The sequence below is a fragment of the Streptomyces sp. NBC_01451 genome (assembly GCF_036227485.1).
Classification (GTDB): Bacteria; Actinomycetota; Actinomycetes; order Streptomycetales; family Streptomycetaceae; genus Streptomyces.
Genome location: NZ_CP109479.1, coordinates 5,763,210 through 5,789,230, shown reverse-complemented (window position 1 = coordinate 5,789,230; position 26,021 = coordinate 5,763,210). Strand labels below are relative to the sequence as shown.

24 protein-coding genes are annotated in these 26,021 nt (G+C 70.3%); 10 read left to right on the top strand and 14 right to left on the bottom strand.

The features are described from left to right. Positions 1–603 carry a DUF6817 domain-containing protein gene (locus tag OG595_RS25325; protein WP_329275772.1) on the bottom strand — a complete coding sequence of 201 codons (603 nt, stop codon included), beginning with the start codon at positions 601–603 and terminating at the stop codon, positions 1–3. 182 nt (positions 604–785) lie between these two features. Here OG595_RS25325 and OG595_RS25320 point away from each other — a divergent pair, with 182 nt between their 5' ends. After that, entirely contained in the window at positions 786–1,676 is an 891-nt protein-coding gene (locus OG595_RS25320; RefSeq protein WP_329275769.1) for a LysR family transcriptional regulator, read from the top strand. A gap of 206 nt (positions 1,677–1,882) precedes the next feature. Here OG595_RS25320 and OG595_RS25315 read toward each other — a convergent pair whose 3' ends face one another. After that, positions 1,883–3,787: an AMP-dependent synthetase/ligase gene (locus tag OG595_RS25315; RefSeq protein WP_329283183.1), complete on the bottom strand. Its 1,905-nt coding sequence runs from the start codon at positions 3,785–3,787 to the stop codon at positions 1,883–1,885. A gap of 449 nt (positions 3,788–4,236) precedes the next feature. Here OG595_RS25315 and OG595_RS25310 point away from each other — a divergent pair, with 449 nt between their 5' ends. Next, positions 4,237–5,097 carry a MaoC family dehydratase gene (locus tag OG595_RS25310; protein WP_329275766.1) on the top strand — a complete coding sequence of 287 codons (861 nt, stop codon included), beginning with the start codon at positions 4,237–4,239 and terminating at the stop codon, positions 5,095–5,097. Between the two features lie 345 nt (positions 5,098–5,442). Here the strand turns inward: OG595_RS25310 and OG595_RS25305 are convergent, their stop codons facing one another. The 8 genes from OG595_RS25305 to OG595_RS25270 all read right to left on the bottom strand — a co-directional run bounded on the left by OG595_RS25305 (position 5,443) and on the right by OG595_RS25270 (position 12,198). Further along, positions 5,443–6,114: a TetR/AcrR family transcriptional regulator gene (locus OG595_RS25305; RefSeq protein ID WP_329275763.1), complete on the bottom strand. Its 672-nt coding sequence runs from the start codon at positions 6,112–6,114 to the stop codon at positions 5,443–5,445. A gap of 49 nt (positions 6,115–6,163) precedes the next feature. After that, positions 6,164–6,544 carry a DUF4229 domain-containing protein gene (locus tag OG595_RS25300; protein ID WP_329275760.1) on the bottom strand — a complete coding sequence of 127 codons (381 nt, stop codon included), beginning with the start codon at positions 6,542–6,544 and terminating at the stop codon, positions 6,164–6,166. An 84-nt stretch (positions 6,545–6,628) separates the two neighbouring features. Next, positions 6,629–7,153 carry a GNAT family N-acetyltransferase gene (locus tag OG595_RS25295; protein WP_329275757.1) on the bottom strand — a complete coding sequence of 175 codons (525 nt, stop codon included), beginning with the start codon at positions 7,151–7,153 and terminating at the stop codon, positions 6,629–6,631. Between the two features lie 89 nt (positions 7,154–7,242). Next, positions 7,243–8,406 carry an aminofutalosine synthase MqnE gene (gene mqnE / locus OG595_RS25290; RefSeq protein ID WP_329275754.1) on the bottom strand — a complete coding sequence of 388 codons (1,164 nt, stop codon included), beginning with the start codon at positions 8,404–8,406 and terminating at the stop codon, positions 7,243–7,245. A gap of 90 nt (positions 8,407–8,496) precedes the next feature. Next, on the bottom strand, positions 8,497–8,952 hold the full coding sequence (locus OG595_RS25285; protein ID WP_329275752.1) for an Lrp/AsnC family transcriptional regulator: 456 nt from the start codon (positions 8,950–8,952) through the stop codon (positions 8,497–8,499). A 143-nt stretch (positions 8,953–9,095) separates the two neighbouring features. Continuing rightward, positions 9,096–9,800 (bottom strand): UbiX family flavin prenyltransferase, encoded by a 705-nt coding sequence (locus OG595_RS25280; protein ID WP_329275749.1) that lies wholly within the window; start codon positions 9,798–9,800, stop codon positions 9,096–9,098. Positions 9,801–9,835: 35 nt separating this feature from the next. Beyond that, entirely contained in the window at positions 9,836–10,744 is a 909-nt protein-coding gene (mqnP, locus tag OG595_RS25275) for a menaquinone biosynthesis prenyltransferase MqnP (RefSeq protein ID WP_329275747.1), read from the bottom strand. After that, entirely contained in the window at positions 10,741–12,198 is a 1,458-nt protein-coding gene (locus OG595_RS25270; RefSeq protein ID WP_329275745.1) for a menaquinone biosynthesis decarboxylase, read from the bottom strand. The genes mqnP and OG595_RS25270 overlap by 4 nt, the downstream gene beginning before the upstream one ends. A gap of 98 nt (positions 12,199–12,296) precedes the next feature. Between OG595_RS25270 and OG595_RS25265 the strand changes: the two genes are divergently transcribed. Beyond that, positions 12,297–12,686 carry a PLD nuclease N-terminal domain-containing protein gene (locus OG595_RS25265; protein ID WP_329275743.1) on the top strand — a complete coding sequence of 130 codons (390 nt, stop codon included), beginning with the start codon at positions 12,297–12,299 and terminating at the stop codon, positions 12,684–12,686. Positions 12,687–12,802: 116 nt separating this feature from the next. After that, positions 12,803–14,185 (top strand): purine-cytosine permease family protein, encoded by a 1,383-nt coding sequence (locus tag OG595_RS25260; RefSeq protein ID WP_329275740.1) that lies wholly within the window; start codon positions 12,803–12,805, stop codon positions 14,183–14,185. A 173-nt stretch (positions 14,186–14,358) separates the two neighbouring features. Here OG595_RS25260 and OG595_RS25255 read toward each other — a convergent pair whose 3' ends face one another. Continuing rightward, positions 14,359–16,152, bottom strand: coding sequence for an acyl-CoA dehydrogenase family protein (locus OG595_RS25255; protein ID WP_329275738.1), 1,794 nt, complete (start codon positions 16,150–16,152; stop codon positions 14,359–14,361). A 277-nt stretch (positions 16,153–16,429) separates the two neighbouring features. Between OG595_RS25255 and OG595_RS25250 the strand changes: the two genes are divergently transcribed. From OG595_RS25250 to OG595_RS25235, 4 genes are read left to right on the top strand one after another with little or no spacing between them, the layout of a single operon-like run. Further along, positions 16,430–17,068, top strand: coding sequence for an RNA polymerase sigma factor (locus tag OG595_RS25250; protein WP_329275735.1), 639 nt, complete (start codon positions 16,430–16,432; stop codon positions 17,066–17,068). Then, a complete protein-coding gene (locus OG595_RS25245) occupies positions 17,065–17,649 on the top strand; it encodes a hypothetical protein (RefSeq protein WP_329275733.1) in 585 nt (194 codons plus the stop codon). The genes OG595_RS25250 and OG595_RS25245 overlap by 4 nt, the downstream gene beginning before the upstream one ends. Next, on the top strand, positions 17,646–19,058 hold the full coding sequence (locus OG595_RS25240) for an acyltransferase family protein (RefSeq protein WP_329275730.1): 1,413 nt from the start codon (positions 17,646–17,648) through the stop codon (positions 19,056–19,058). Before OG595_RS25245 ends, OG595_RS25240 begins: the two co-directional genes overlap by 4 nt. Next, positions 19,055–19,858, top strand: a complete 804-nt coding sequence (locus OG595_RS25235; protein ID WP_329275727.1) for an SAM-dependent methyltransferase — start codon at positions 19,055–19,057, stop codon at positions 19,856–19,858. Before OG595_RS25240 ends, OG595_RS25235 begins: the two co-directional genes overlap by 4 nt. Positions 19,859–20,096: 238 nt before the next feature. Here the strand turns inward: OG595_RS25235 and OG595_RS25230 are convergent, their stop codons facing one another. Next, a complete protein-coding gene (locus OG595_RS25230; RefSeq protein ID WP_329275726.1) occupies positions 20,097–20,960 on the bottom strand; it encodes an NAD(P)H-binding protein in 864 nt (287 codons plus the stop codon). Positions 20,961–21,151: 191 nt separating this feature from the next. On the opposite strand from OG595_RS25230, the gene OG595_RS25225 reads away from it, so the two are divergent. After that, positions 21,152–21,838 carry a TetR/AcrR family transcriptional regulator gene (locus OG595_RS25225; protein WP_329275724.1) on the top strand — a complete coding sequence of 229 codons (687 nt, stop codon included), beginning with the start codon at positions 21,152–21,154 and terminating at the stop codon, positions 21,836–21,838. Between the two features lie 196 nt (positions 21,839–22,034). Here OG595_RS25225 and OG595_RS25220 read toward each other — a convergent pair whose 3' ends face one another. Continuing rightward, positions 22,035–22,526 (bottom strand): hypothetical protein, encoded by a 492-nt coding sequence (locus tag OG595_RS25220; protein WP_329275722.1) that lies wholly within the window; start codon positions 22,524–22,526, stop codon positions 22,035–22,037. A 33-nt stretch (positions 22,527–22,559) separates the two neighbouring features. Then, entirely contained in the window at positions 22,560–25,190 is a 2,631-nt protein-coding gene (uvrA, locus tag OG595_RS25215; protein WP_329275719.1) for an excinuclease ABC subunit UvrA, read from the bottom strand. Between the two features lie 93 nt (positions 25,191–25,283). Here uvrA and OG595_RS25210 point away from each other — a divergent pair, with 93 nt between their 5' ends. Continuing rightward, positions 25,284–26,015 (top strand): TioE family transcriptional regulator, encoded by a 732-nt coding sequence (locus tag OG595_RS25210; protein ID WP_329275717.1) that lies wholly within the window; start codon positions 25,284–25,286, stop codon positions 26,013–26,015. The last annotated feature ends 6 nt before the right edge of the window (positions 26,016–26,021 follow it).

Below are 26,021 nucleotides of genomic sequence, written 5' to 3'. Positions count from 1 at the left end.
TCAGCGGCCCAGTGTCGCCGCCACGTCCTCCCAGGCCCGTCCGCTCAGCAGTGGCCGAAAGCCGGTGAAGAGGGCGAGCAGGTCCGGGCCCCACTGTTCGCGGAACACCGGGTTCACCCGGGCCAGGTCCAGCTCGTTGGCGGCCGTCAGCTCGGCGAGGTCCTCGCGCCGGCTCCGGTACATCGTCCGCGTGCCGCTGGTGAAGCGGTCGTGGAACGGCGCGTCCGGGGTGGCGAGGCCCGGGTAGGTGGCCTTGCGGTCCATGGCGGAGTAGACGTGGACGATCTCCTCCGCCTCCGGGCCGATCACGCGGGCCAGTTCGGCGCGGCGGTCCAGGGAGAGCAGGGCGGTGGGGAAGCCGTCGCTGCCGTAGGCGGCGTGGCAGAGGCCTGCCAGGCGGAGGGCCGGCCGGGCTTCCCAGGAGGCGAGCAGACGGTAGACCCGGCAGAGGTGGGCGAGCAGGGTGCCGCCGGGGTGCGCAATCTGCTCGGCGCCCAACTGCCTTAGGAATCCGACGGCTTGGGCGGCGGCGGAGGTGACGGCGGCGGGAGGAGGAGCAGGGGGCGGGAAGGGGGGAGACGGAGAGGGAGGGGAAGCGGACATGGGGTGGCGTCCTCTCGGTGCGCGAAAGGTCGGCACCCGTCCGCTCCCCGCCCTGTGGTCCGGACCCCGGCGGGGGCGCGGGACGGGTTGCCGCCTGGGCCCTGTGCTGATCGTGACGTACTCGCCCGAACCCAGTCAATCCTAAGGTTCTGTCATCAACTCCAAGTGATAGCTTGGGTGTTGTGACCCTCGATGACCTGCGTGTCTTCGTCGCCGTGTGCCGGGCGGGCAGCCTGAGCGCGGTGGCCCGTGACCTGGCGTGTACGCAGTCGGCCGTGAGTCAGCATGTGAAGCGGCTGGAGCGGGAGACGGGCGTCGCGCTGCTGGAACGGCACGCGCGGGGCGTCGTACCGACCGAGGCCGGGCGGGTGTTGCAGACCGCCGCCTCGGAGGGCATCGCCGGGCTGGATCTCGCGCTGCGGCGGCTCAAGGATCTCGTCGACGGGGAGAGCGGGTCGGTGCGGGTCGCCACCGGCGCCACGACCGTACGGCACTTCATGGCGGAGGCGGTTGTCACCTTCCGGCGTCAACACCCCAGGGTGAGCCTGGAGTTCCGTACGGAGAACTCCAGCCGGGGGTGTTTCGCCGCGCTGGCCGACAGCGAGCTGGATCTGGCGTGGATCACCATCGGGGGGCCGGTGCGGGGGATCGAGCAGCGGGTGGTGATGGAGCTGCCGTGGGTGCTCGCGGTGGGGGCGGGTGAGGCTCTGGCGGGGCGGGATCATGCGGAGGTCGGTGATCTGCGGGACCTGCGGTTGATCCGGCTGCCGCCCAACTCGACGTCCGCCGCGCATCTGGACGCGGCGTTCGCGGAGGTGGGGGTGCGGCCGGTGTTCGACACGAGTGTCGCCGACTGGGACACGGCCCTGCTGCTGGCCGAGTTGGGGTTGGGGTGCGCGATCGTTCCGGCCGTGCCCGATCTGCCGGTGCCGGGTACCGACGGGCCGGTGCGGCTGATCCCCCTCCCGGCGTTGCGTCCGCTGGCGGTGGGATGGGCGGTGCGGCGGTGGGACGCGCTCAGTCCGATCGCGCGGGTGTTCGCCGACACCGTCGCCGAGAGTTGCCGGGGGTAGGTCGTACGTCGGCTGCGGGGGCGATCGCGGGTCGGTGGGGGCTTGTCGCGCGGTTCCCCCGTGGCCCGGGCCCGTGGCGGAGCCACGATCGATACGGCCCCGCGCCCCCCCCTGACGGGAGCGGCCCGACCACGACCGCACCCCTCGGACTACCCCGGACTACCCCGGGCTGCCCGGGCTGCCTCGCCCCGCAGCCGACGTACGCCCTACTTCTCGTACAGCCCCTCGACCTCGTCCGCGAAGTCCCGCATGATCTCGAACCGTCGCAGCTTCATCGACGGTGTCAGATGACCGGCCTCCTCCGTGAAGTCGACCGGGAGGATGGTGAACCGGCGGATCGACTCCGGGCGGGAGACGAGTTTGTTGGCCTCCTCCACCGCCCGTTGGATGACGGCCCTCAAGTCGTCGTCGTCCATGAGGAGTTCGGCCGGTACCGGGTGCTTGCCCTGCATCTGGCGCCAGTGGGTGAGGCCCGGGGGGTCGAGGGTGATCAGGGCCGAGATGTAGGGGCGGCCGTCGCCCAGGATCATCACCTGGGAGATCAGGGGGTGGGCCCGCAGCCAGTTCTCCATCGGCGCCGGGGCCACGCTCTTGCCTCCGGCCGTGATCAGGATCTCCTTCTTGCGGCCGGTGATCGTCAGATAGCCCTCTTCGTCGAGGGAGCCGATGTCGCCGGTCGCCAGCCAGCCGTCGGGCGCCGCCGGGACGACACCGCCGGCGCCCGGATCCCAGTAGCCGCGCAGGATCTGCTCACCCGCGAGCAGTACCTCGCCGTCGGCCGCGATCCGCACCCGGGTGCCGGGGAGGGGCCAGCCCACCGTGCCCACCCGGGGTCTGAGCGGTGGGGTGATCGTGGCCGCGCCGGTCGACTCGGTCAGGCCGTACCCCTCGTAGATCTCGATGCCCGCGCCGGCGAAGAACCCGGCCAGGGGGCGGCCGAGGGGTGAGCCGCCGCAGATGATGTAACGGACCCTGCCGCCCATGGCGTTGCGGATCCGGCGGTAGACGATCGGGTCGTAGAAGGCGCGCGTGGTGCGCAGGCCGCGGCCGGGGCCGTTGCCGATGCCGATGCCGTGCCGCTGGTCCTCGACCGCCTCGCTGTAGCGGCGGGCCACGCTCACCGCGCGGTCGAAGGACGAGACCCGCTTGCCCGTCTCGGCTCTCGCGCGGGCGGTGTTGAAGACCTTTTCCAGCATGTAGGGGATGGCGAGCAGACAGGTGGGCTGGAAGGCGGCCAGGTCCCCCAGCAGGTCTTCCGACTTGAGGCTCGGGGCGTGGCCCAGCCGTACCCCCGCGCGGATGCACGCGATGGCCACCATCCGGCCGAAGACGTGCGACATCGGCAGGAACAGCAGCACCGACGCCTCCTCCTTCGTCCGTTCCCGGAAGACGGGGTAGAGGAGTTCGATGGCGTTGTCGACCTCGGCGAAGAAGTTGCCGTGCGTGAGCGCGCAGCCCTTCGGGCGGCCGGTGGTGCCCGAGGTGTAGATGAGCGTGGCGAGGGTGTCGGGGCCCAACACCCCACGGCGTACGGCGACTTCCTGGTCCGCCACGTCCTTGCCGAGCTCCGCGAGCCGCTCCACGTGCCCCTTCTCGAAGACCCACATGTGCCTGAGGTCGGGGATGCGGTCGCGTTCCGGGCCGAGGGCGGAGGCCTGGGCGACGGTCTCCGCGGCGAGGGCCACGGCGCCGGAGTCCTGGAGGATCCAGCGGGTCTGGAAGGCGGACGACGTCGGATAGATGGGTACGGTCACCAGGCCCGCCGCCCACGCGGCGAAGTCCATGAGCGTCCACTCGTACGTCGTCCGCGCCATGATGGCCAGCCGGTCGCCCGGCATCAGGCCCTCGGCTATCAGCCCCTTGGCCACCGCGAGAACCTGCTCGGCGAACTCGGCGGCCGTGACATGCCCCCAGGTCCCGTCCGGCGCACGTCGGCTGAGGACCGTCGTCCCGGGTTCCTCGTTCGCGTTGTCGAAGGGGATGTCCGCGAGCGAGCCGTACGTCACGGGTGCGACGAACGCCGGTACCGACACCTCCCGCACGGCCCCGTCCAGCCGCCGGATCTCGGGCTCGACCAGGAGCGGCTCACCGTCGTAGCCCACGGCGGTCACGATCTGCTGCGAGGCCGGGGAGGACGGGGAGGACGGGAACGACGACGACACGAGCGGCTCCTGTGGCGTGCAGCGGCCTTCCGGTGGGCGTGCACCTCCGGTGGGTTCACCACAGATGTACGGATTCGGCAGCGCCGCTGTTCAGAAACCGGATCGTACGGCTCGCACGTGTGGGGGTCGTGCGGGTTCGGGGGTGGTGGAGCGACGGGGGTGTGCAAGCTCGGACATCACACAGGTTGCCGGTGCGTCGTCTTGCCCTGTCCTGAGCGATTTTCACGTTAGCACCGGCAACAGGCGCCTTCCTAGGCCTTCTTCACACCTCTCCGCACATGACGGGTCGTGTCCGTCAGGGGGGAATTGGGGCTTACCTCCGGTAACATTACTCCAGAGTAAGTAAGCCGTCGAGCTGTACACACAGACTCGTATCGAGCCGGGAGTTGCGTAGCCGTATGCCTGCCCACACCCTCGACCGGACGCCTGCCCTCGCTCTGCTGCTCGCCCGGGGCGCCCTCCTGTCCCCCTTCAAGAAGGCCGCCCTCAGCAACCACCGCCCGGACGCCGACCTCCCGGGCACCCGTCTCGTCCTGCCCGGCGTACGCATCGACCTCGCCCGCCTCGCCGCCTACGAGCGGGTCTGCGGCTTCCCCGTCGGCGACGACAGCCTCCCCATCACCTATCCGCACGTCCTCGGCTTCCCCCTGGCCATGCGCCTGATGACCGACCGGCGCTTCCCGCTCCCCCTCCTCGGGCTGGTCCACACCTCGGTGGAGATCATCCGCTGGCGCTCGCTCGCCGCCAACGGAACCTACGAACTCTCCGTGTACGTCGAGGAGTTGACGCCCCACCGACGTGGCACCGAAGCCGCGGTGCAGACGGAGGTACGGGAGGGCGAGGAACTGGTGTGGGAGTCACGGAGCACCTATCTGGCCCGGCACCGGCGCGGGGAGCCCGTCTCCGGCGCACCGCCCGCCGGTGAGGAACGCGAGGCGCTGCCCCGGGTCGCCGAGTGGCGGCTCGGTGAGGACATCGGCCGCCGGTACGCCGCCGCCTCCGGCGACCGCAACCCCATCCACCTGTACGCCCTCACCGCCCGACTCTTCGGCTTCCGACGCGCGATAGCCCACGGCATGTGGACCGCCGCCCGCTGCCTCGCCGCCCACGGCACGCCCCGATCGGCCCTGGTCCGCACCGACTTCAGGGCACCGGTACTGCTGCCGGGCACGGTGGAGTACGGGACGGACGGCTTCGGGAGCTTCGAACTGCGGGGCGGGGGGCGCGTACACCTGCGGGGGGAGGTTCGGCGGGTGTGAGGGTTCGCTCCGCTGGGGGTGCCGTGAGGGGGTGCGGTTGTCGGTTCACTGCGGCGCCGTTGTGGCCGGTCGCGCAGTTCCCCGCGCCCCCTGAGACCTGCCGCGCCGTCGTGGCCGGTCGCGCAGTTCCCCGCGCCCCTTCAAGCCTGCCGCGCCGTTGTGGCTCGTCGCGCAGTTCCCCGCGCCCCTTGAAACCTGCCGCACCGTCGTGGCCCGTCGCGCAGTTCCCCGCGCCCCCTGAGACCTGCCGCGCCGTTGTGACCGGTCGCGCAGTTCCCCGCGCCCCTTCAGGCCTGCCGCGCCTTCGGAGCGCGGTCGGGGCGCAGCGGACTTTGCCGGGCCCGCTCAGGTTTCCGTGTCGGCGGTGTCCGGCGTTTCCGCCGGGGGTGACCAGGGGTGCCCGGCCATCAGGTTGTCCAGGCCCGCCCAGGCGAAGTTCATCAGGGTCGTCGCCGCCTGTCTGGCGCTGATCCCCGGGGTGGCGTTGGCCCAGGCGGCGAGGGATTCGGCGGCGCCGACGAGGGACACGGCGAGGCCGGCGACCTCCCGCTCCGGCAGCGAGGGGTCCCGGTGGGCCTCGCGGGCGGCGACCACGATCAGCTGGGTGACGAACGCGACGAGCCCCTCACGCATCGCGGCGACCTCGGACGCGAACGGCTCGCCGTGCGTACGGGCCTGGAGGTGGAGTACCGACCAGCCGTCCGGGTTCTGCGCGGTGTGCGTGAAGAACGCGCGCAGGCCGTCCCAGAGCTGGCGGTCGGCGGGCAGGGTCCGCTCGACGCCGGCGCGGACCGCCTCGGTGAGCGCCCCGGCCTCGCGCCGGATGCAGGCGGTGAAGAGGTCTTCCTTCGAGTTCAGGTACAGATAGACCAACGGCTTGGAGACACCGGCGAGTTCGGCGATCTCGTCCATCGACGCGGCCATGTAGCCGCGCTGGCCGAAGGTCCGTACGGCGGCATCCAGCATCTGCTGCTCACGGACGGCGCGCGGCATCCGCTTGTTCTTCACAGCACCCATGGGGGCAAGGGTAGTTGTGTGGTCCGGTGGGCCGTGAGATCAGGTCAGGTCAGGAGGGCTGGCCCTGGGGCTGCCCCTGGGACTGGACCTCGGCCTCGGCCTTGGTCTCGGCCTTGGTCTCGGCCTGAATCTCGACCTCGGCCTGGGCGCGGGCCGCTTCGTCGACCGCCTCGTCCTCCTGGCTGCGGTTCGCGTCCAGGTTGGCCTTGACGCGGTCCACCCTCTCGACGATCTGCACCGACGCCCGGTCCCGCTCCTTGCGCAGCGCCACGAAGCTGATCGGGGCGGAGATCACGAGGGAGAGCAGGATGATCCACATGCCGTTGGAGTCGCCCAGGCCACGCGGGGCGATACCGGACTGGACGAGGCCCCAGACGACCAGCAGGCAGGCCACCAAGATCCCGAGGCGCATCAGCGTGTAGCGGAGCATCTCAATCCACTCTTCCGGTTCCAAAAAGGGGCACCGTCCAGTGAAGCACGGCAAGGTCCCGATCTTGCACGGGGGTGCACGCGCTCACGCCAGGGACTGGAGCATGATGACGTCGTCGCGGTCGTCGCCGGGTGCGACCCGTATCGCGCCGGGTATGCGGCCGACCTCCTTGTAGCCGCAGGAGCCGTAGAAACGCTCCAGACCGAGGCCGCCGCGGCAGGTGAGGCGGATCGCCTCCGTGCCCCCGAAGGTGCGGGCGGCGTCGGCCGCCGCGGACAGCAGGTCGCGGCCGTAGCCCCTGCCCTGGTGGCGGGGGTGCACCATCACCGTGTTCAGCCACACCCAGTGGGTCATCAGCCGGTGGGTGTTGAAGGTGAAGAAGGCGGTCGCGGCGACCTGTCCGGCCTCGTCGTGGGCGACCAGGAGCCGGGTCCGGCCGCCCGCCATCGCCGCGAAGTGCTTCACCAGCTCGGGCCGGATCGTCTCCCTCTCCACGGGGGCGACGAAGCCGACGGCACCGCCCGCGTTGGAGACGTCCGTCCACAGGTCGAGGAGCCCGTCGCGGAGGTCGGGGGTCACTGCGGGATCGAGGGTGAAGGTAAGCGTCACAGCCGTAGAATACCCATTACCGGATCGGCGTTCGAACTCGCACCCTCACGCCCGCACGCATCCTCACACCCTCACGCGCCTTCGCTCCCTCACACCCGCATCGGCTGCGGCGAATCCCGGCGCGCCGGGTCCGGGCCGTCGTACTCCCGGATGATCTCGTACCGCGTGTTGCGCTCCACCGGACGGAAACCGGCGTCCCGGATCAGGTCGAGCAGGTCCTCGCGGGTGAGCTTGTTGGGGGTGCCGTAGTTGTCGGCGTCGTGGGTGATCTTGTACTCGACGACCGAGCCGTCCATGTCGTCGGCGCCGTGCTGGAGGGCCAGCTGGGCGGTCTGGACGCCGTGCATCACCCAGAAGACCTTGACGTGCGGGACGTTGTCGAACAGCAGCCGGGAGACCGCGAAGGTCTTCAGGGCCTCGGCGCCGGTCGCCATCTGCGTGCGTGCCTGGAGGCGGTTCCTGACCTTGCCGTCCTTCATGTCGACGAAGTCGTGCTGGTAGCGCAGCGGGATGAAGACCTGGAAACCGCCGGTCTCGTCCTGGAGTTCACGCAGGCGCAGGACGTGGTCGACGCGGTGCCGGGGCTCCTCGATGTGGCCGTACAGCATCGTGCACGGGGTCTTGAGACCCTTCTCGTGCGCGAGGCGGTGGATGCGCGACCAGTCCTCCCAGTGCGTCCGGTGGTCGACGATGTGCTCGCGGACCTCCCAGTCGAAGATCTCGGCGCCGCCGCCGGTCAGCGACTCGAGACCCGCGTCGATCAGCTCGTCGAGGATCTCCGACGCCGACAGACCGCTGATCGTCTCGAAGTGGTGGATCTCCGTCGCCGTGAACGCCTTGAGGGAGACGCCCGGGAGGGCCGCCTTCAACTCCCGCAGGGAGCGCGGGTAGTACCGCCACGGGAGACTCGGGTGCAGGCCGTTGACGATGTGCAGCTCGGTGAGGTTCTCGCCCTCCATCGCCTTGGCGAGCTTCACCGCCTCCTCGATGCGCATCGTGTACGCGTCCTTCTCGCCCGGCTTGCGCTGGAACGAGCAGTAGGCGCAGGAGGCCGTGCACACGTTGGTCATGTTGAGGTGCCGGTTGACGTTGAAGTGGACGACGTCACCGTTCTTACGGGTGCGCACCTCGTGGGCCAGCCCGCCCAGCCAGGCCAGGTCGTCCGACTCGTAGAGCGCGATGCCGTCCTCGCGGGTCAGCCGCTCACCGGCCCTGACCTTCTCCTCCAGCTCGCGCTTGAGCCCGACGTCCATGCCCACACCTTTCTCCGACAACTCGGCCAACCGTACTCCCCCGCCCTTCGGACGGGAGGGGTCCCCAACAGGCGCTTCGTGCCTGTGCCCCTACTGCTCCTCCGGCAGCTCACCCACCCTGTTCTCCCACTTCGTGGAGAGCACGATGGTCGTACGGGTCCTGGAGACGCCCGCGGTCCCGCTGAGCCGCCGGATGGTCTTCTCCAGCCCGTCGACGTCGCTCGCCCGCACCTTGAGCATGAACGAGTCGTCGCCCGCGATGAACCAGCAGTCCTCGATCTCACTGAGGTCCCGCATGCGGCGCGCCACGTCCTCGTGGTCGGCCGCGTCGGACAGCGAGATACCGATGAGCGCGATGACGCCCAGGCCGAGCGAGGCGGAGTCGACGGTGGCGCGGTATCCGGTGATGACACCGGCCGCCTCCAGCCGGTTGATGCGGTCGGTGACACTGGGTCCCGACAGACCGACGAGGCGCCCCAGCTCGGCGTAGGAGGCCCGGCCGTTCTCTCTCAGGGCCTGGATGAGCTGCCTGTCCACGGCGTCCATGCGATCGAGCCTTCCGATGAAGAATCCTGAAGATTGCTGAACATTTCTGAAGCCTGCTGAAGGTGAAGACTGCTGCACTGCTGCACTGCTGAGGTTCCCGAAGGTGATGAGCGGTACTGCCGGTTGCTGATACGTACGCCGGCTCAGTCGTTATCAGTACGGGACGTACGGGCCGCCCCCGGCCCCGCCCCGCCGCCGAGTTCGCCCTTCCAGCGGCGGTACAGCCCGTGCGTGACGCCCGCCGCGTCGAGCACGCGCCCGGCGACGAAGTCGACGAGGTCCTGGATGTGGGTGGCACCCGCGTAGAAGGCGGGCGAGGCCGGTACGACGCTCGCGCCGGCGTCGTCCAGGGTCACCAGGTGACGGAGGGTCTGCCCGTTCAACGGGGACTCCCGTACGGCGACGACGAGTGCGCGCCGTTCCTTGAGGGTGACACTGGCCGCCCGCTGCAACAGGTCCTTCGACAGCCCGAGCGCGACCCCGGCCACACAGGCCGTGGAGGCGGGCACGATCAGCATCCCCTTGGTGGCGTACGACCCCGAGGAGGGCCCGGCCGCCAGATCCCCGGCGCTCCAGTGCCGTACGCCGCTGATGTCCGCGTCGAAGGTGTCGGGCTTGCCGTCGGCGCCGCGGGCCAGCCATTCCCGCAGGTCGTCCTGCCAGTGGGCGTCCCGGAAGGAGATCCCGGTCTCGTCGAGCAGGGTGAGCCTGGAGGCCCGGCTGACGACGAGATCGACGGCTTCCCCCGCCGCGAGCAGCGCGCGCAGCACAGCAGCCGCATACGGCGTCCCTGAGGCTCCGGACACCCCCACGATCCAAGGCGTGCGCTGCGTTTCTCCTGCGTTCACACCCTGAGCCTACCGGCGGTCACCCCTACCGGAATTCAGACCGTCAGTCCACGGACGATCAGATCGAGCAGCGCGCACCCGAAAAGAGCGATGCCGATGAACCCGTTGACCGAGAAGAACGCCCTGTTCAACCGGGACAGATCATGCGGGCGCACGATCGTGTGTTCGTACACGAAGGCGCCCGCCACGATCACCAGCCCCAGCCAGAAGAACGCCCCCGCGCCGGTGGCGACCGCGTACCAGACGAGCAGGCCCGTCGTCAGGGCGTGGCAGACGCGGGCGCTCCACACCGCCGCCGGGATGCCGAAGCGGGCCGGTACCGACAGCACGCCGGTCTCACGGTCCGTCTCGACGTCCTGGCAGGCGTAGATCAGGTCGAAGCCGCCGATCCAGATGCCGACCGCCAGCCCGAGGATCACCGCGTCCCAGGACCACTCCCCCGTGATCGCCAGCCAGCCGCCGACCGGGCCCATGGCCTGGGCGAGGCCCAGGATGGCCTGGGGGAAGTTCGTGAACCGCTTGCCGTACGGGTAGACCACCATCGGGATCACCGCGACGGGGGCGAGGGCCAGGCACAGGGGGTTCAGGAGTGCCGCCGAGCCGAGGAAGACGACGACGGCGATCAGGGCGCCGGTCCAGGCGTGCTTCACGGACATCGCGCCGGTCACCAGCTCGCGGTGGGCCGTGCGCGGGTTACGGGCGTCGATCTCGCGGTCGATGATCCGGTTGACCGCCATCGCGAACGTGCGCAGGCCGACCATGCAGACGGTGACCAGGAGCAGCCGCCCCCAGTGGACGTTGCGGTCCGTCTCGAACATCGCCGTCAGCGCCGCGATGTAGGCGAAGGGCAGCGCGAAGATCGAGTGTTCGATCATCACCAGGCGCAGGAACGCCTTGGTGCGGCCCGGCTGGGGCAGCGCGGCGGATGCGGATGCGGAACTCACAGGCCGTATTCCTTCCAGCGTCTGTCGACCTTCGCCGCCGTGTCCGGGTCCGACACGACCATCTCCGGCCAGCCGCCGTCCCGTGTGTACCCCTCCTCGGGCCACTTGCGGGTCGCGTCGATGCCCGCCTTGCCGCCCCAGAACTGCTGGTAGGAGGCGTGGTCGAGATGGTCGACGGGGCCCTCGACGACGGTCAGGTCGCGGGCGTAGTCCGTGTTGCCGAGGGCGCGCCAGGCGACCTCGTGCAGGTCGTGGACGTCGCAGTCCGAGTCGACGACCACGATCAGCTTGGTCAGGGACATCATGTGGGCGCCCCAGACGGCGTGCATCACCTTCTGCGCGTGCTTGGGGTACTTCTTGTCGATCGAGACGATCGCGCAGTTGTGGAAGCCGCCCGCCTCGGGGAGGTGGTAGTCCACGATGTCCGGAACGATGATCTTGAGGAGGGGGAGGAAGAACCTCTCCGTGGCCCGGCCCAGCGGGCCGTCCTCCGTCGGCGGCCTGCCGACGACGATCGACTGGAGCAGCGGGCGCCGCCGCATCGTCACGCAGTCGATGGTGAGCGCCGGGAAGGGCTCCTGCGGGGTGTAGAAGCCCGTGTGGTCGCCGAAGGGGCCCTCGGGGAGCATCTCGCCCGGCTCCAGCCAGCCCTCCAGTACGACCTCCGCCTGCGCCGGCACCTGCAACGGCACCGTCCGGCAGTCGACCATCTCGATCCGCTTGCCGGCGATGAACCCGGCGAACAGGTATTCGTCGATGTCACCGGGGAGGGGTGCCGTGGACGCGTAGGTGACGGCGGGCGGGCAGCCGAACGCGATGGCGACCGGGAGCCGCTCGCCCTTGCGCGCCGCCACCTGGTAGTGGTTGCGGCTGTCCTTGTGGATCTGCCAGTGCATGCCGATCGTGCGCTTGTCGTGCCGCTGGAGGCGGTAGAGACCCAGGTTGCGTACGCCGCTCTCCGGGTCCTTGGTGTGCGTCAGCCCCAGGTTGAAGAAGGAGCCGCCGTCCTCCGGCCAGGTGAAGAGCGCCGGGAGACGGTCGAGGTCCACCTCGTCGCCCTTGAGGACGACCTCCTGCACGGGCGCGTTGTCCGACTTCACCTTCTTCGGCGGTACGTGCGTCATCGCGCCGAGCTTGCCGAAGGCCTCCCGTACACCCACGAAACCGTGCGGCAGTTCGGGCTTCAGCAGCCCGCCGATCCGGTCGCTGATGTCCGCGTACGACTTCAGCCCCAGCGACTTGAGCAGTCGCCGGTCGGTGCCGAACACGTTCATCGCCAGCGGCATCGCCGACCCTCGCACGTTCTCGAAGAGCAGCGCGGGACCGCCTGCCTTCTGCACGCGGTCGACGATCTCCCCGACCTCCAGGTACGGGTCCACCTCGGCCTTGATGCGCTTGAGGTCGCCCTCGCGCTCCAGCGCCCTGAGCAGGGAGCGAAGATCGTCGTAAGCCATGCGTTCCAGTATCCGTCACCCACTACCCTGGACTGGTCAGCGGGGGCCGGACGCGACCGTCAGCGCGCCCGGACAGCGACTCAAGGGGATTCGAATACATGCTGCGGGTGCTGTTGATCCTGGTGCCGCTCGCGCTGAGCATCTACGCGTTCATCGACTGCGTCACCACGCAGGAGAAGGACGTCCGCTTCATGCCCAAGCCCGTCTGGGCCATCCTGATCCTGCTGTTCCCGCTGGTCGGCTCCATCTCCTGGCTGATCATCGGCCGTGACCGTGCCACCGCCGAGCGCCTGGGCGCCTCGGGCGGCCGGTGGGTCGCCCCGGACGACAACCCGGAGTTCCTGAAGTCCCTCAAGGACGAGAAGGCCGGGAAGGGCGAAGACGAGGTCAAGGACGACGACGCCCACCTGCGGGACTGGGAGGCCGATCTGCGCCGCCGCGAGGAGGAGCTGAAGCGCCGGGAGAGCGGCGAGGAGCCCAAGGAGTAGCACCGGGACCGGGGCAAGAAGTACGGCAAGTAGTACAAGCTGTACGTCGGCGAGCCTCCCGAAGCGGACAATGCGCCCCTGGGCCGGGGCTGGTGCGGACCGGACACTTACCTCGCATGACGACTGCTCCAGCCAGTACACCCGTGACCCCGGCCCCCGAGTACGGCGACAAGGTCATCGCCGTGGAGACGGCGGGCGCGGAACCCATTCCGGACGCCGAACGGCACGGCGGCCCGCTCCAGTTGCTGTGGACCTGGGCCTCCCCGAACATCGAGTTCGCGACCGTCTACATCGGCGTGATCTCGGTCCTCTTCTTCGGCCTGGACTTCTGGCAGGCGTCCGCGGCCTTGCTGCTGGGCATCGCGCTCGGTTCGCTGACGCACGGGATCCTCTCCCTCGACGGCCCCCGGTTCGGCGTACCGCAGATGGCGGTCGGGCGGTTCTCCTTCGGGTTCCGGGGGAATCTGCTGCCCGCCGGTGTGAACGCCCTCGTCTCGGGCGTCGGCTGGTTCGCGGTCAACAGTGTGAGCGCCGCTTTCGCCCTCAACACGCTGACCGGCCTGCGTCCGCTCCCCTCCCTGCTGCTCGTGGTGGCGGCGGAGATCGTGATCGGGTTCATCGGCCACAACTTCGTGCACGCCTTCGAGAAGTACGCGTTCCCTGCGCTGGCGGTCGTGTTCCTGCTGGCCGGTGTCTGGACGTTCAAGGAGGCGGACCTGGGCGCGCCCGGCTCCGGCGGCGGCATCGGCGGCTTCCTGCTCGCCTTCAGCGCGGCCTGGGGTTACACGGCTGGCTGGAACCCGGCCGCCTCGGACTACTCCCGCTACCTTCCCCGTACGGCCGACCGCCTCCGCACCGCGCTCCACCCGGCCGTCGGCCTGTTCGTGTCCGTCTCCGTCGTGGCGCTCATCGGCGCGGCCTCGGCGACGATCGTCGCTCCCGAGGGCGCGACCCCGACGGCGGCCTTCACCGGCCATCTCCCGGGCTGGCTGAGCGACTTGGTGCTCCTGGCCATCATCCTGGGCGCGGTCTCGGCGAACGCCCTGAACGTCTACTCCTCCGCGATGTCGGTCACGTCCCTGGGATTCCGGCTGCCCGTGTGGCTGGGGCGCGGCGCGATCGTGGTGCTGTGCGGACTCGCGGGTACGGCGGCGGCCTGGTCGTCACTTGCGGACGCGGGGCACGCGTACGAGGCGTTCCTGCTGGTGATCGCGTACTGGGTGGGGCCGTGGCTCGGGGTGGTGCTGGTGGAGCGGTGGCTCCAGGCGCGGACGCCGGTGGAGGTGCTGAGCGCGCGGCTGTCCGACCGGGGCTTCACCAACTGGCCCGGTGTCGCCGCCTTGTTGGCGGGCATCGCGGTGTCGGTGCCGCTCTTCTCGAACCAGGAGGAGTACGTGGGGTGGGTGCCGGAACAGTGGCCGTCCTTCGGCGACATCACGTGCCTGGTGGGGTTCGTGGTGAGCGCGGGGTTGTACCGGGTCCTGCGGCGGGCCGACTGACCGGTGCCGGACGCTTCGCGGATCGGCCGGGCGTACATCCCCTACACGCCCGGCGCATGATCGACTATCTCATCTGAACGTCATGTGCACGTCATTTTTAGGCCAAGGACTGTCCCGTCGCAGCCCAGGAACAGACGGGTTCGGCGGGTCGGACGGTCGGACGTTCGTGCAGGTCAGGCGCCGTTCAGCAGCGGCAGCGCCGACAGGTGCTCCTCCGGCACGTCGAAGGCCCGCGTCAGGGTGTCGAGGTGCGGGGCGAGCCGGGTCGTGAGGGTGTGCAGGGTCTCCGGCAGGGCGCGCACCTGGTCGACGGTGAGGGCCTGTTCGGCGAGCAGCAGACCACTGCGGGCGCTGACCTGGCGGAGGAGGAACAGGGCGCTCAGGTCCTCCAGGACGGCGTGCGTGATCGGGTCGGACACTCGGGCACAGGCTGCGAGTAAGGCGTCGGCGGCCTGGCCCACCGTGTACGCCTCGACGAGGTTGAGGGCGGCGTCGGACGCGTTGTTCCAGCGGCCGAGGGCGTCTCCGCCGTCGTTGTCGCGCCGCAGATCGCGACGGGCGGCGAGGTGCCAGTAGCGCTCGGCGGTGGTGAGGGCGCGGCGCAGCAGCCCCGGATCGGTCAACGGCTCGTCGCCGGTGGGCCGGACGGGCTCCGGCGCCAGTTCGTGCCCGAAGATCATCTCGGCGCCGGCCTTGCACCAGATCGCCACGTTGTCACCCTCGGCGGTGATCGCGCCGTCCATGTCGCCGGCCATGGCGGCGATCCCGTTCACGGGGAACAGCCCCCGGGCGCCGCACCGCTCCCGGCTCTCGGTCGCGATCTCGCGGGCCCGCCAGGTGACCCACCCCTTGGTGACGGCGACCAGCCGCTCGGCGTCCGCGCTGTCCTCGGGCGTGCGGGTGACCCAGCGTTCGGTGGCCGCCCGGTGCAGGAAGGTCATGGCGTAGGCGGTGGCGGTGTGGTCGAGGAGGCGGGTGTGGTGGGTGCGGTGGGCGGCGAGCGGGACGCGCTGTCCGGCGACCGGCCCGGATATGTGCCGGGTGTACGAGTACCGCACGGCGATCGCGAGTGCCGTACGGGCCACCCCGAGCCCGCTGGCACTCATGCACAGTTTGCCCGCCGTGACGCGGCTGATGGCCTGGATGAACCGCTTGCGTGGACTGCCGACGGAGCTGACGAGGCTTCCGTCGGGCAGGAGTTGGCCGTGGGCGCCCTGGATGAGCGCGGTGCGGGGCAGCCGTACGTTGTCGAAGTTCGTGGCGCAGTGGTCCACCGACGCGCCGACGCGCTCCGGCAGCAGGGTGACGGTGATGCCGGGCAGGGTGCCGTACTCGTCGCTGAGCGGGGTGAGGAAGAGGAAGGCGCCCAGGTACTTGTCGTCGACGATCAGCCGGGCGGCGACCACCGCGGTCTTGGGACCGCCCGCGGAGCTGGTGTTGGGCATGTACTTCTGCGCCCCGGGGTGCGGGGTGTGCAGGACGAACTCGTCGCGCTCCCGGTCGTACCGGGCGACGGTCTCCAGCGCCGGTACGTCGTTCCCGTGCGCGCGCTCGGTGCACAGGAAGGTCCCTATGCGGGACATGGTGGTGAAGTCCGTCAGGTCGCGTGGCGGGGAGACCTGGTCGTCGACGACGCTGCCGAGAAAGAGGTTGTAGTGGATACCGGCCACGGTGACCGTGGGGCCGTCCACGGGGCAGGTCCACTCGTGCAACGCCGCGAGTCCGCGCGGGTCGTCGGCGAAGTGCTCGGGTGACGGAACCTGTTCGTTCAGGGCTCTCAGCCGTTTGTAGGCGAGCCGCCATCGTTGCTGGGTCCCGAGTCCGGGCCGATACCGGAACAGCTCGTCCGAGACCGCTTTGCGCCAGCGGCCGTGGAGCTCGTTCCCGTCCGCGCCATCACTGAAGAGGAGGCTGGTGATGGCGGCTTGATCAAGGACTGGATGGGGCGTGCGCGTCTGCGTGGTCATGGTGATCGGGATGCCCATTGTCATTGGGCCATCAACCAATAGTGACCAGGAGCACTTGAAAATCCGCCAATACACAGCATTAACAGACATGAATCGGCCGAAGTGCGACACCGGCGATTCGGGCTACTTCGAACACTCAATCGACCCCGGCGGGACGCCCGGCGCCGGCAAAGCGGAATCCGGATCGGGCCGTCTCCCTCGTAACGCTTTTCGTGTCCCGGCCCAAGAACGGGTGAAGGGCGAGTGACGCTACGAGCGGGACGCGAAGGAGACGCCAGTGGACGGTGCGGAGCCGGAGAGGTTACGGGGTGGACCCGCCGATGCCGTGCGGGACCCGGAGCTGTTCGAGGCGTTCTACCGGCGGCACGTGGACGCGGTGGTGCGCTTCGTGGCCCGGCGCGTCGACGACCCCCACACGGCGGCCGACCTGACGGCCGAGATCTTCCTCGCCGTTCTCGACTCGGCCCACACCTACCGCCCGCGCCTGGGCAGCGAGACGGCCTGGCTGTACGGCATCGCACGCAACGTCGTGTCGTCGGAGCGCCGCCGGATCGCCCGCGAGGCCGAGCGTGACCGGCGCTTCTCCGGGCGCCGGCTGCTGGAGCCCGACGACATAGTCCGCATCGAGGACAAGCTCGACGCGGAGAGCCCCGGGCGGCGCGCCCTGGCCGCCCTCGAACGGCTCCCCGAGGGCGAGCGGGCCGTCCTGGAGCTGATCGTGGTCGACCAGCTCACGATCCCGGAGGCGGCAACCGCACTGGGCATCCGCCAGGTCACGGCCCGGGTCCGACTCCACCGGGCCCGAAAGGCACTGCGCGGCGAGGCCGACTCCGGGGCCAACCCCGGGGCGGCTCCCAAGGCTGTGGGGACACCGCCGGACACATCACTTCTGTACGTCAGGAGGGGCGAGGCATGAGCACGAGGACGACGACGTTCGAGGACCGGCTCCTGGCGGAGCTGAAGCGGGAGATGGAGCTGCGCGAGGACCTGTCGACAGAGGTCGGCACGGGCGGGCGTGGAGCAAGCCCTTCCGTACGACGTCTGCTCACCCCCCGCCGGATCGCCCTCGCCGCAGCGACCTGTGCGGTGGCTGGGCTCGCCGCGGTGGTCGTACCCGGTACGCCGGCCGACTCGGTGGCGTACGCGGTGGAGAGCAACAGTGACGGCAGTGTCACGCTCACCATCAAGGACCAGCTGATCGGTATCGAGGCCCAGTACGACCTCGCGGAGAAGCTGCGCCCGAAGGACATCCAGGTGATGGTGAACGTGCTCGCCCCCGGCTATGTCTGCGACCACGACGTCGTGGTCTGGGCGACCGACAAGCAGGGCAAACGTGTACCTGTCGTCGCCCTTCAGCTGAACCGGAAGATCACCCTGGGCCCGGGCAACGTGCTGGTGTTCGAGAACCTCAGCGGCCACACCCAGCCGCACCGGGTCAACGCCTACACGGGCAAGGGCGAGGTCGAGCCCTGCGTCCCCGTGAAGGCCGGCCCATGACCGACGGCCCGCCGCACCTCTCGACGGAGCGCACAGGTCGCCTGGGTTGGCTGGACGCGTTGCGGGGTATCGCCGCCCTCGTCGTCGTGTTCGACCACTCCTCGTACTCCTTCCTCCCGGAGTTCCGGCGGGAGCTGATGCCGGAGTTCAACACCAGCCGGTTCGGCATCATGGTGTTCTTCCTGGTGAGCGGCTACATCATCCCGGCGTCGCTGGAACGCCGGGGCTGCGTACGGACGTTCTGGATCGGGCGGGTCTTCCGCATCTACCCCCTGTGCGTGGCCGCCGTCGCCGCGATCCTCGCCCTCGGCCTGCTGGGCGTCGCGGAGCCACGCGCCGACCTCGGCACCGTCACCACAGCCGTCGCCCATCTCACCCTGTTCCAGGAGCTGTTGGGCACCCCCAGCATCCTCCTCGTCCTGTGGACGCTCTCCTACGAGATGGCGTTCTACCTCCTCGTCGTCGCCCTCTTCACGATCCGCCGGCACGAACGCGCGGCGCCGGTCGCCGTCACCCTGGCCGTGCTCGCCGCCGTGAGCGTGGCGGCCGGGGTCACGCTCCCGCCCTCCGCCCTCTCCGAGGCGGTCGGCACCGGCAGGCTGGTCGCGCTCACCGCGGTCGCCCTGACGACCGCCGTCTGCTGCACGAGCGCCGGATCGCCCCGCATCCGCGTGTTCGGGGGTGCGGTGGCCGGGGCGCTGGCCCTCGTGCTGGTCCTCTTCAACGGCACGGTTCCGGTGTGGGAGGGCCTGGTGATCCTCGCCGTGATGTTCCTCGGCACGGTCGTCCACCGGGCCGAGCACGGCCGGAGCGGCCGACGGTACGCGGCCTGCACAGCCGCCGTGGTCGTCACCTGTGCCGTGGGGAGCGCCTACGGCTACGGCGACGGGGACCACTTCACACGCCGTGCCTGGATCACGGCGTTCCTGCTGGCCGTACTCACCTTCGGCACCGGACTCGCGCTGCGCGACCGCCGGGTGCCGCGCGCGCTCATCGCCCTGGGCACGATCAGCTACTCGGTCTACCTGCTGCATCCCGTGCTGCTGACGGCGAGCGACGGCACGATCGGCCGGTGGCGGCAGGACAGCCCCGTACTCGAAGTGTCCTTCTTCGCGGTGCTGTTGCCCTTGTGCTTGCTGACCTATCGCCGCGTCGAGGCGCCCGGCCAGGCATGGGGGCGGAGGCTGGTGCGGCGGCGCCCGAACAGACCGGGCGCGAGCGGTGCGGGTGCGAGCAGTCCGGGTGCCGACGGCGATCGAATACGTTGGCGCGTGCCCGTACGCGAACTCCGCCTCGCCCCCGACCGGGCCGCACCCGCCGGACAGTGCCCCGACCGGTGCGCATGTGGTGAACTAGTCTCACTGGAACGGCAGTTGACCGCCAGGAGGAATGCGAGGAATGCCGGGTGACGCAGGACCAGGTCCATATCGCGGGCATCGACACCAGTAGGCCGCACCCTGCCCGGATCTACGACTACCTGCTGGGCGGCAAGGACAACTACGAGGTGGACCAGCAGGCCGGCGACGCGCTCGCCGCGGCGGCGCCCGAGGTGCGGATCGGCCTGCGGGCCAACCGTGCCTTCATGCGGCGCGCGGTGCGGCACGTGGTCGGCGACGGAGTACGGCAGATCCTCGACATCGGCACCGGGCTGCCCACCTCACCCAATGTGCACGAGGTCGCCCAGGAACTGGTCCCCGAGGTGCGGGTCGCGTACGTCGACAACGACCCGATCGTGAAGGCGCACGCCGACGCGCTGCTGAGCCGGACCGGCGGCGGGACCAGCACCGTGCTCGCCGACCTGCGCGACCCGCGGGCCGTCCTGGACCACCCCGACGTCCGCCGGGTCATCGACTTCGACGAGCCGGTCGCCCTGCTCCTGGTCGCCGTCGTCCACTTCCTGGCCGACGCGGAGAAGCCCGGGGAGATCGTCGCCACCCTGCGCGACGCGCTGCCGACCGGAAGCTTCCTGGTCCTCTCGCACGCCACGAGCGACTTCGCGGACCGCGCCGACGCCCAGGCCGAGTACAGCAGGAAGGCGACCGCCAGCCTGAACCTGCGCCCCCGCGCCGAGGTGGAGCGGTTCTTCGACGGCTTCGAACTGCTCGAACCGGGCCTGACCCAGGTCCCGTTCTGGCGCCCGGACGCCCCGCCGCCGGAGCGGTCCGGGGAGATCTGCATCTACGGCGGCGTGGCCCGCAGGACGGGCTGAACGCCCGCTCCGCGTGGACGGAGGCATCAGCAGGCGCAGATCCTCGACGGTCAGCTCTCCGGTCGGCCGAAGCCGAAGGGTATGCGCGACGAGGCATGCCGGCCCTGCCCGATGGTCAACAGGCACGATGAACCGTCACCTGCGCCGTCGCCGTCACCATCGCCGTCAACTGCTGTCGGCCGGCGAGCAGTTCCGCTCCGGGAAGTACACGGTGGTGACCAGGGTCCGGCCGGTCGGTTCAGCGGGAGCGCAAGACGGTCTCCAAGACCTCGTGGACGGTCTTGGCGGGGTGACCGATGGTGGCTTCCAGTGTCGGGTCGGTGACGTTGAACTCGCCGTTGCGCGACGCCGCGAACATCGTCAGGGAGAACTCCGCGGCCGGTCGCGGCATCCCACCGGCGACTGCTGCGGATACCCACTCGTCGTCGTCCATGACGACTCGGGTGACGGTCCGGCCGGTGATGCGGCCGAGGACGTCGGCGACGTCGGCGAAGTCGAGCGCCCGGGGAGCTGTCAGCGGTGGCGTGACCCCTTCGAGCCCGCCGTTCTCGGCCAGGGAGAGGGCCGCGGCTTCCGCCACGTCCTCGTGGGCCGTCCAGGACACCGGGCCGTCCTGCGGCACGGCGAGCGTGCCGGTCTTCAGCGCCGATCCGATGTAGTAGCCCAGGGCGGAGGCGTAGAACCCGTTGCGAAGAGCGGTGTAGGGGACTCCCTGGCGCTTGAGGTGCTCCTCGGTAGCCGCATGGACCTGTTGCGGCGGGAAGAGCGACACGGGAGAGGCCGCCTGGTGGCTGGTGTACAGGATGCGTTGGGCGCCCGCCTCCCGTGCCGCGTCGATGGCGGCGCTGTTGGCGGTCAACGCGCCGCCGCCCCGAATCGCCGCTGAGACGACCAGGACGCGCTCGGCACCTTCGAAGGCGTGCTTCAGACTGTCCGGTTCGGTGAAGTCTCCCGCGCGGACCCGGACACCGCGCTCGGCGAGGCCGGCGGCCTTGCTCACGTCGCGCACGCTGACGCCGATCCTGTCGGCCGGTATCCGCTCCAGCAGACGGTTGACGATCAGTGACCCGAGGTGGCCGGTGGCTCCTGTGACGATCAGCATGGTGGCTCCAGGATGTTGTTTCCAGTGGAACGAAAATAACGGTATCACTGATACTTCCAGCGCATGCAACCGTACGCGCCCAGCTGGAGACCGGCGGACGATGCCAGCGTCTTTGCGCAGTTCGACAGCGGTAGCGTTGCCGATATCAGCGGTAACAGTTCCTGTCGGTCACGGGCGATACCATCGACCCCATGGCACCGACCACGCAGCGGCGAGACATCACCCGGGACCGCATCGTGAAGGCTGCGGCCGACCTGCTGCGTGACCAGGGGCCGGCCGCGGTGACCACGCGCCGCGTGGCCCACGAGGCCGGGCTGCAGCCTCCTGCCCTCTACCGTCTCTTCCAGGACAAGGACGAGCTGCTGAACGCCGCCGCGGAGCATGTCTTCGCCGAACACGTGGCGAGCAAGCAGACCACCGCGCCCTCGGACGACCCGGTGGAGGACCTCCGTGCCGGATGGAACACACAGATCAGCTTCGGCCTGGCCAACCCGTACGTCTACGGCCTGTTGCTCGACCCGGTCCGCGCACGCGACGCCCCGACGCAGCTCAAGGGCGTGCGGATCCTCGCCGAGCGCGTGCACAGGATCGCCGCGGCCGGGCGGCTACGGGTCAGCGAGGAACGCGCCGTCAACCTCATCCGCTCGGCGGGGGTCGGAACCATCCACACCCTGCTGACCCAGCTGCCGGAGCAGAGCGACCCGCATCTGTCCGACGCCGCCTTCGACGCGATCACCCGCGCCATCCTCACGGATGAGCCCGCTGTCCCCGCCCAGGACCCGGCGGCCGTCGTCGCGGCCTTCCGCACCCTCCTGCCCGAACTGCCCACGCTCAGCAAAGCCGAGGCCGCCCTGCTGGACGAGTGGCTGCAACGCTGACCCGTCACCATCGCAAGCCGGGCACACGAGGCACCCCCGACGTCCCGTGCCCGGAACTCCGTGGGCGCCTCGCGGGTGTCGAGCATGTGGGTACGCCAGTACACGTCCCACTTGTCGTCGACCTGCTGCGGCAGCAGTATCCGGTGACCGTCGGCGGAGCCCGGACGTCCGTCTTCACCAACCAGAGACAGGACGATCACAGGGCCGCCGGGAGCCACCTTGCGAAGATCCGGTTTCCCGGGTGAATCGACCTGTCCGGCCCGGAGGGCGAACGCCTTCGCCCTGGTCCGCCGCCGTACGACTTGTGCCGCACGTACTCCATGACCGACTGGTTCGCGTTGCCCTTGCCGTACTTCTTCGCGATCTCCAGGAGGCGGGCGAGGTAGTTGACGAAGCCGTCGGCCGGACCCGCCGCCTTGTTGACGGAGTTCTGGCCGGGGTCCGCGCCCGAGACGAACGAGTAGCGGGCACCGGTCTGCTTCGTCACGTTCGTACAGGCGTTGCGCGAGCCGTACACCCCGTGGATGTACCGCTTGCCGTTGCAGGCGAGGCCCGCGCCGAAGACCGTCGCGAGCTCGCCGGGCTTGACCTCCTTGTCCAGGGTCGAGCCCGGCAGGTCGTACGGATAACGGCCCACGACCTCATAGAGGTTGTCCCAGAGACCACCGCCCCGGCCGCCCCACCCCACCGGTCACGCCTTGTGTGCCGGTCGCGCGGGCGATCACCTCATCGCCCGTACGCCCTCCCGCAGAAACCCACCCGTCCGGGAACCGGTCCCATCAAGCGCCCCCGCCGCCTCCGCGACCTGTTCCGGTGTCCCCTCCGCCACCACGCGTCCTCCGCCTGCGCCGCCCTCCGGGCCGAGGTCGACGATCCAGTCGGAGGCGCGCATGACGTCGAGGTTGTGCTCGATGGTCACCACCGAGTGTCCCGCGTCGACGAGGCGTTGGAGTACGTCGAGGAGACGCGCGGTGTCGGCGGCGTGCAGGCCTGTGGTCGGTTCGTCGAGGAGGTACAGGGTGCGGCCGGTCGCGCGGCGCCCCAACTCCTTGGCCAGTTTGAGGCGTTGGGCCTCGCCGCCGGAGATGGTGGTGGCGGGCTGGCCCAGCGGGAGGTAGCCGAGGCCCACGTCCGAGAGGCGTTGCAGGCGGGCGGCGATCTGCCGTACGTCCCGGAAGACGGTGAGCGCCTCGTCCACCGTGGCGGCCAGCACCTGGGCGATGTCGTACCCGTCGTAGCGCACCGCGAGCACCTCGCCGCGGAACCGGCGGCCCCGGCAGCCCGGGCACCGCACCTCCACCGGGGGCAGGAAGTGCATGTGCACGGCGAGCACACCGGCACCCTCGCACCGCTCGCAGCGTCCGCCGGGCACGTTGAAGGAGAAGGCGGCCGGAGTCAGCCCGCTCGACCGCGCCGCCTCCTGCGCGGCGAAGAGTTCCCTGACCGGGGTGAAGACGTCCGCGTACGTCGCCGCGTTCGAGCGCGGGAGGCGGCTGATCGGCTCCTGGTCGATCGTCACGACCTTGTCGAGGTGCTCCCAGCCGTCGATACCGTCGTGCTCCCCCGGGGGCTTCGCAGCGGCCGACAACTCCCCTGTGGGATCAAGGCGTTGATGGGCCACCCTGCCCAACACGTCGAGTATCAGCGTCGACTTGCCCGAGCCCGACGGTCCGGTGACCGTCACCAGCCGCCCGAGCGGAATCCGTACGGTGACATCCCTGAGGTTGTGGGCGCGGGCCCCTCGAATCACCAACTCCGCGTGTGTATCCGGGCGTTGCTTGCGGGACGGGTGCTGGAGGCGGCCCGACAGATACGCCCCGGTGACGGACCCCTCGGTCGCCGCCACCTCCTCCGGAGTTCCCTGGGCGACGACCCGGCCGCCGTCCCGGCCCGCGCCCGGGCCGATGTCGACGACATGATCGGCGGCCCACAGCACGTCCAGGTCGTGCTCGATGACGACGACCGTGTTGCCGAGGTCCCGCAGGCGGCGCAGTACGTCGATGAGGCGGGCCGTGTCGGCGGGGTGCAGTCCGATGGTCGGCTCGTCGAGGACGTACAGCATGCCGGTGAGGCCCGAGCCGAGCAGCGCGGCCAGGCGCAGCCGTTGGGACTCACCCGCGGAGAGGCTGGTGCTCGACTGGTCGAGGGTGAGGTAGCCGACCCCGGTGTCGACGAGCCGGCGTACCCGTTCCTCCAGGTCGGCGACGACCGGTTCGGCGAACCGCCACTCGTCCCCGGTGGAGAACGCCCTCAACTCCGCCACCCAGTCGGCGAGTTCGTCGAGCGGCAGGCGGGATGCGGCCGTGATGCCGAGGCCGTGCACGGTGACGGCCCGGCTCTCGGCACGCAGCCGTGTCCCCGCGCACGCCCCGCAGGTCTCCTTCACCATCGAGCGCTCGGCCCTCTGCCGGTAGGCGGTGTCGTCGACACGGTCGGCGTAGCGCCGCATGAACGCGGTGACGACGCCCTCGAAACGGCCCGCGGAGACGGTGGCCGGGGGCTCGATGCCGAGCGCGGGGAGGTGCCTTCGGAACTCGGGCGACTCGACTCCGTGGAGAAGCAAGTCCCTTGAGGATGGTGCCAGTTCGGCCAGCGGGGCATCCGTGTCGAAGGTGAGGCCGTAGTGGCGGGCCGCGGCTCGCAGCAGAGGCAGGTTGCGCTCCACGAGCTGCCTCGGCCAGCCGCGCACCGCACCGGCGGCGACGCTCAACTCCTCGTCGACCAGGGTCCGTACGTCCACCCGGATCACCTCGCCGAGTCCGGTGCAGGACGGGCAGGCACCGGCGGGCTTGTTGAAGGAGAAGGAGCCCATGAGGAGTTGGGGCACGGGGGCGGAGCAGTGCGGGCAGGTGGCACCCTCGCCCGCGGCTCCCGTCTCCGCTCCCGGCTCCACCCCGGCCTCCCCCTCCTCGTCGCCCTCCGGGTCGTGGGCGTACGACGGCGGGATCTCCATCCCGCAGCCGGGGCACGGGCGTACGCCGATCCGGGACCACAGCAGCCGCAGATAGGTGAAGACCTCGGTCGCCGTGCCCACCGTCGAACGCGGGCCGCGCCCTGCCGGACGCTGGTCGATGCTGACGGACGGGGACAGACCGGTGATCGAGTCGACCGAGGGCCGGCTGACACCGGCGGTCGCCACGCCCCACGCCTCCATGTACTGGCGGTGGCTTTCCCGGTGGAGGGTGTCGAGAGCGAGCGTGGACTTGCCGGAGCCGGAGAGACCGGTCACGACGACCAGCTTCTGCTTCGGGATCGTGAGCGAGACGTTCTTCAGGTTGTGGAGACGGGCGCCTTTGATGTGCATCACGGGAGTTCGGTGGGCAGCCGTGCCTTCGATCAAGCCTGCATCCATGCCTTCATCCATGCCTTCAAGTTTTTCATTGAAGTTCCTATTGAGGCTTTGAGCCGGAAACACCGGCCCGTACTGCCTCTAAGCTTCAAACCCGTGACGAACCATGAGGTACGGCTGCGGCCCGTCGACCTGGCCCGGCTGTCGGGTCTGTCGACGCAGCAGATCCGCAACTACGAGGACGCGGGCGTCCTGCCCCCGGCGGCACGGACGGAGTCGGGGTACCGCGTCTTCGGGGACGTGCACCGGCGCGCGCTGCTGACCTACCGGGCCCTGCATCCCGGGTACGGGCCGCCGGCGGCGACCGCCGTCATGCGCACCCTGCACGACGGCGACCTGCCGGGCGCTCTGGCGCTCGTCGACGCCGCGCACGCCGGGCTGCACGAGCAGCGGACGGCCCTGCGGGCGACGCGCGAGGCCCTGGAGGCGCTGACCGGCCGACGGGCCCCGAAGGTGGCACTCCCCGCGACCGACCTGCGGATCGGCGAGGTGGCCGCGCTGCTCGGCGTACGGACGTCCGCGCTGCGGGTGTGGGAGGCGGCGGGCCTGCTCACCCCGGGCCGCGAACGGGGCACGGGCTACCGGCGGTTCGGCCCCGACGACGTCCGCGACGCCCGCCTGATCCAGACCCTCCGCCGCAGCCACTACCTCCTGGACCAGATCCGCCCCGTACTGGAGGAACTGCGCCGGGAAGGCGGCACGGAGGCACTGCGAGCGGCCGTCGCGGCACGCGGGGAGGCGCTGGCGGGGCGTACCCGGGCGATGCTGGCGGGGGCGGGGCGGCTGGCGGAGTACATCGAGTACGTCGAGCAGTTCGGGATCGAGTAGTTCGAC

Bases quoted from the DNA above. Each gene is read 5' to 3' on its own strand.
- OG595_RS25325 (WP_329275772.1), bottom strand. From the start codon at position 603: ATGTCCGCTTCCCCTCCCTCTCCGTCTCCCCCCTTCCCGCCCCCTGCT.
- OG595_RS25310 (WP_329275766.1), top strand. From the start codon at position 4,237: ATGCCTGCCCACACCCTCGACCGGACGCCTGCCCTCGCTCTGCTGCTC.
- OG595_RS25305 (WP_329275763.1), bottom strand. From the start codon at position 6,114: ATGGGTGCTGTGAAGAACAAGCGGATGCCGCGCGCCGTCCGTGAGCAG.
- OG595_RS25300 (WP_329275760.1), bottom strand. From the start codon at position 6,544: ATGCTCCGCTACACGCTGATGCGCCTCGGGATCTTGGTGGCCTGCCTG.
- mqnE (WP_329275754.1), bottom strand. From the start codon at position 8,406: ATGGACGTCGGGCTCAAGCGCGAGCTGGAGGAGAAGGTCAGGGCCGGT.
- OG595_RS25285 (WP_329275752.1), bottom strand. From the start codon at position 8,952: ATGGACGCCGTGGACAGGCAGCTCATCCAGGCCCTGAGAGAGAACGGC.
- OG595_RS25270 (WP_329275745.1), bottom strand. From the start codon at position 12,198: ATGGCTTACGACGATCTTCGCTCCCTGCTCAGGGCGCTGGAGCGCGAG.
- OG595_RS25265 (WP_329275743.1), top strand. From the start codon at position 12,297: ATGCTGCGGGTGCTGTTGATCCTGGTGCCGCTCGCGCTGAGCATCTAC.
- OG595_RS25260 (WP_329275740.1), top strand. From the start codon at position 12,803: ATGACGACTGCTCCAGCCAGTACACCCGTGACCCCGGCCCCCGAGTAC.
- OG595_RS25255 (WP_329275738.1), bottom strand. From the start codon at position 16,152: ATGACCACGCAGACGCGCACGCCCCATCCAGTCCTTGATCAAGCCGCC.
- OG595_RS25245 (WP_329275733.1), top strand. From the start codon at position 17,065: ATGAGCACGAGGACGACGACGTTCGAGGACCGGCTCCTGGCGGAGCTG.
- OG595_RS25240 (WP_329275730.1), top strand. From the start codon at position 17,646: ATGACCGACGGCCCGCCGCACCTCTCGACGGAGCGCACAGGTCGCCTG.
- OG595_RS25230 (WP_329275726.1), bottom strand. From the start codon at position 20,960: ATGCTGATCGTCACAGGAGCCACCGGCCACCTCGGGTCACTGATCGTC.
- OG595_RS25225 (WP_329275724.1), top strand. From the start codon at position 21,152: ATGGCACCGACCACGCAGCGGCGAGACATCACCCGGGACCGCATCGTG.
- uvrA (WP_329275719.1), bottom strand. From the start codon at position 25,190: ATGGATGCAGGCTTGATCGAAGGCACGGCTGCCCACCGAACTCCCGTG.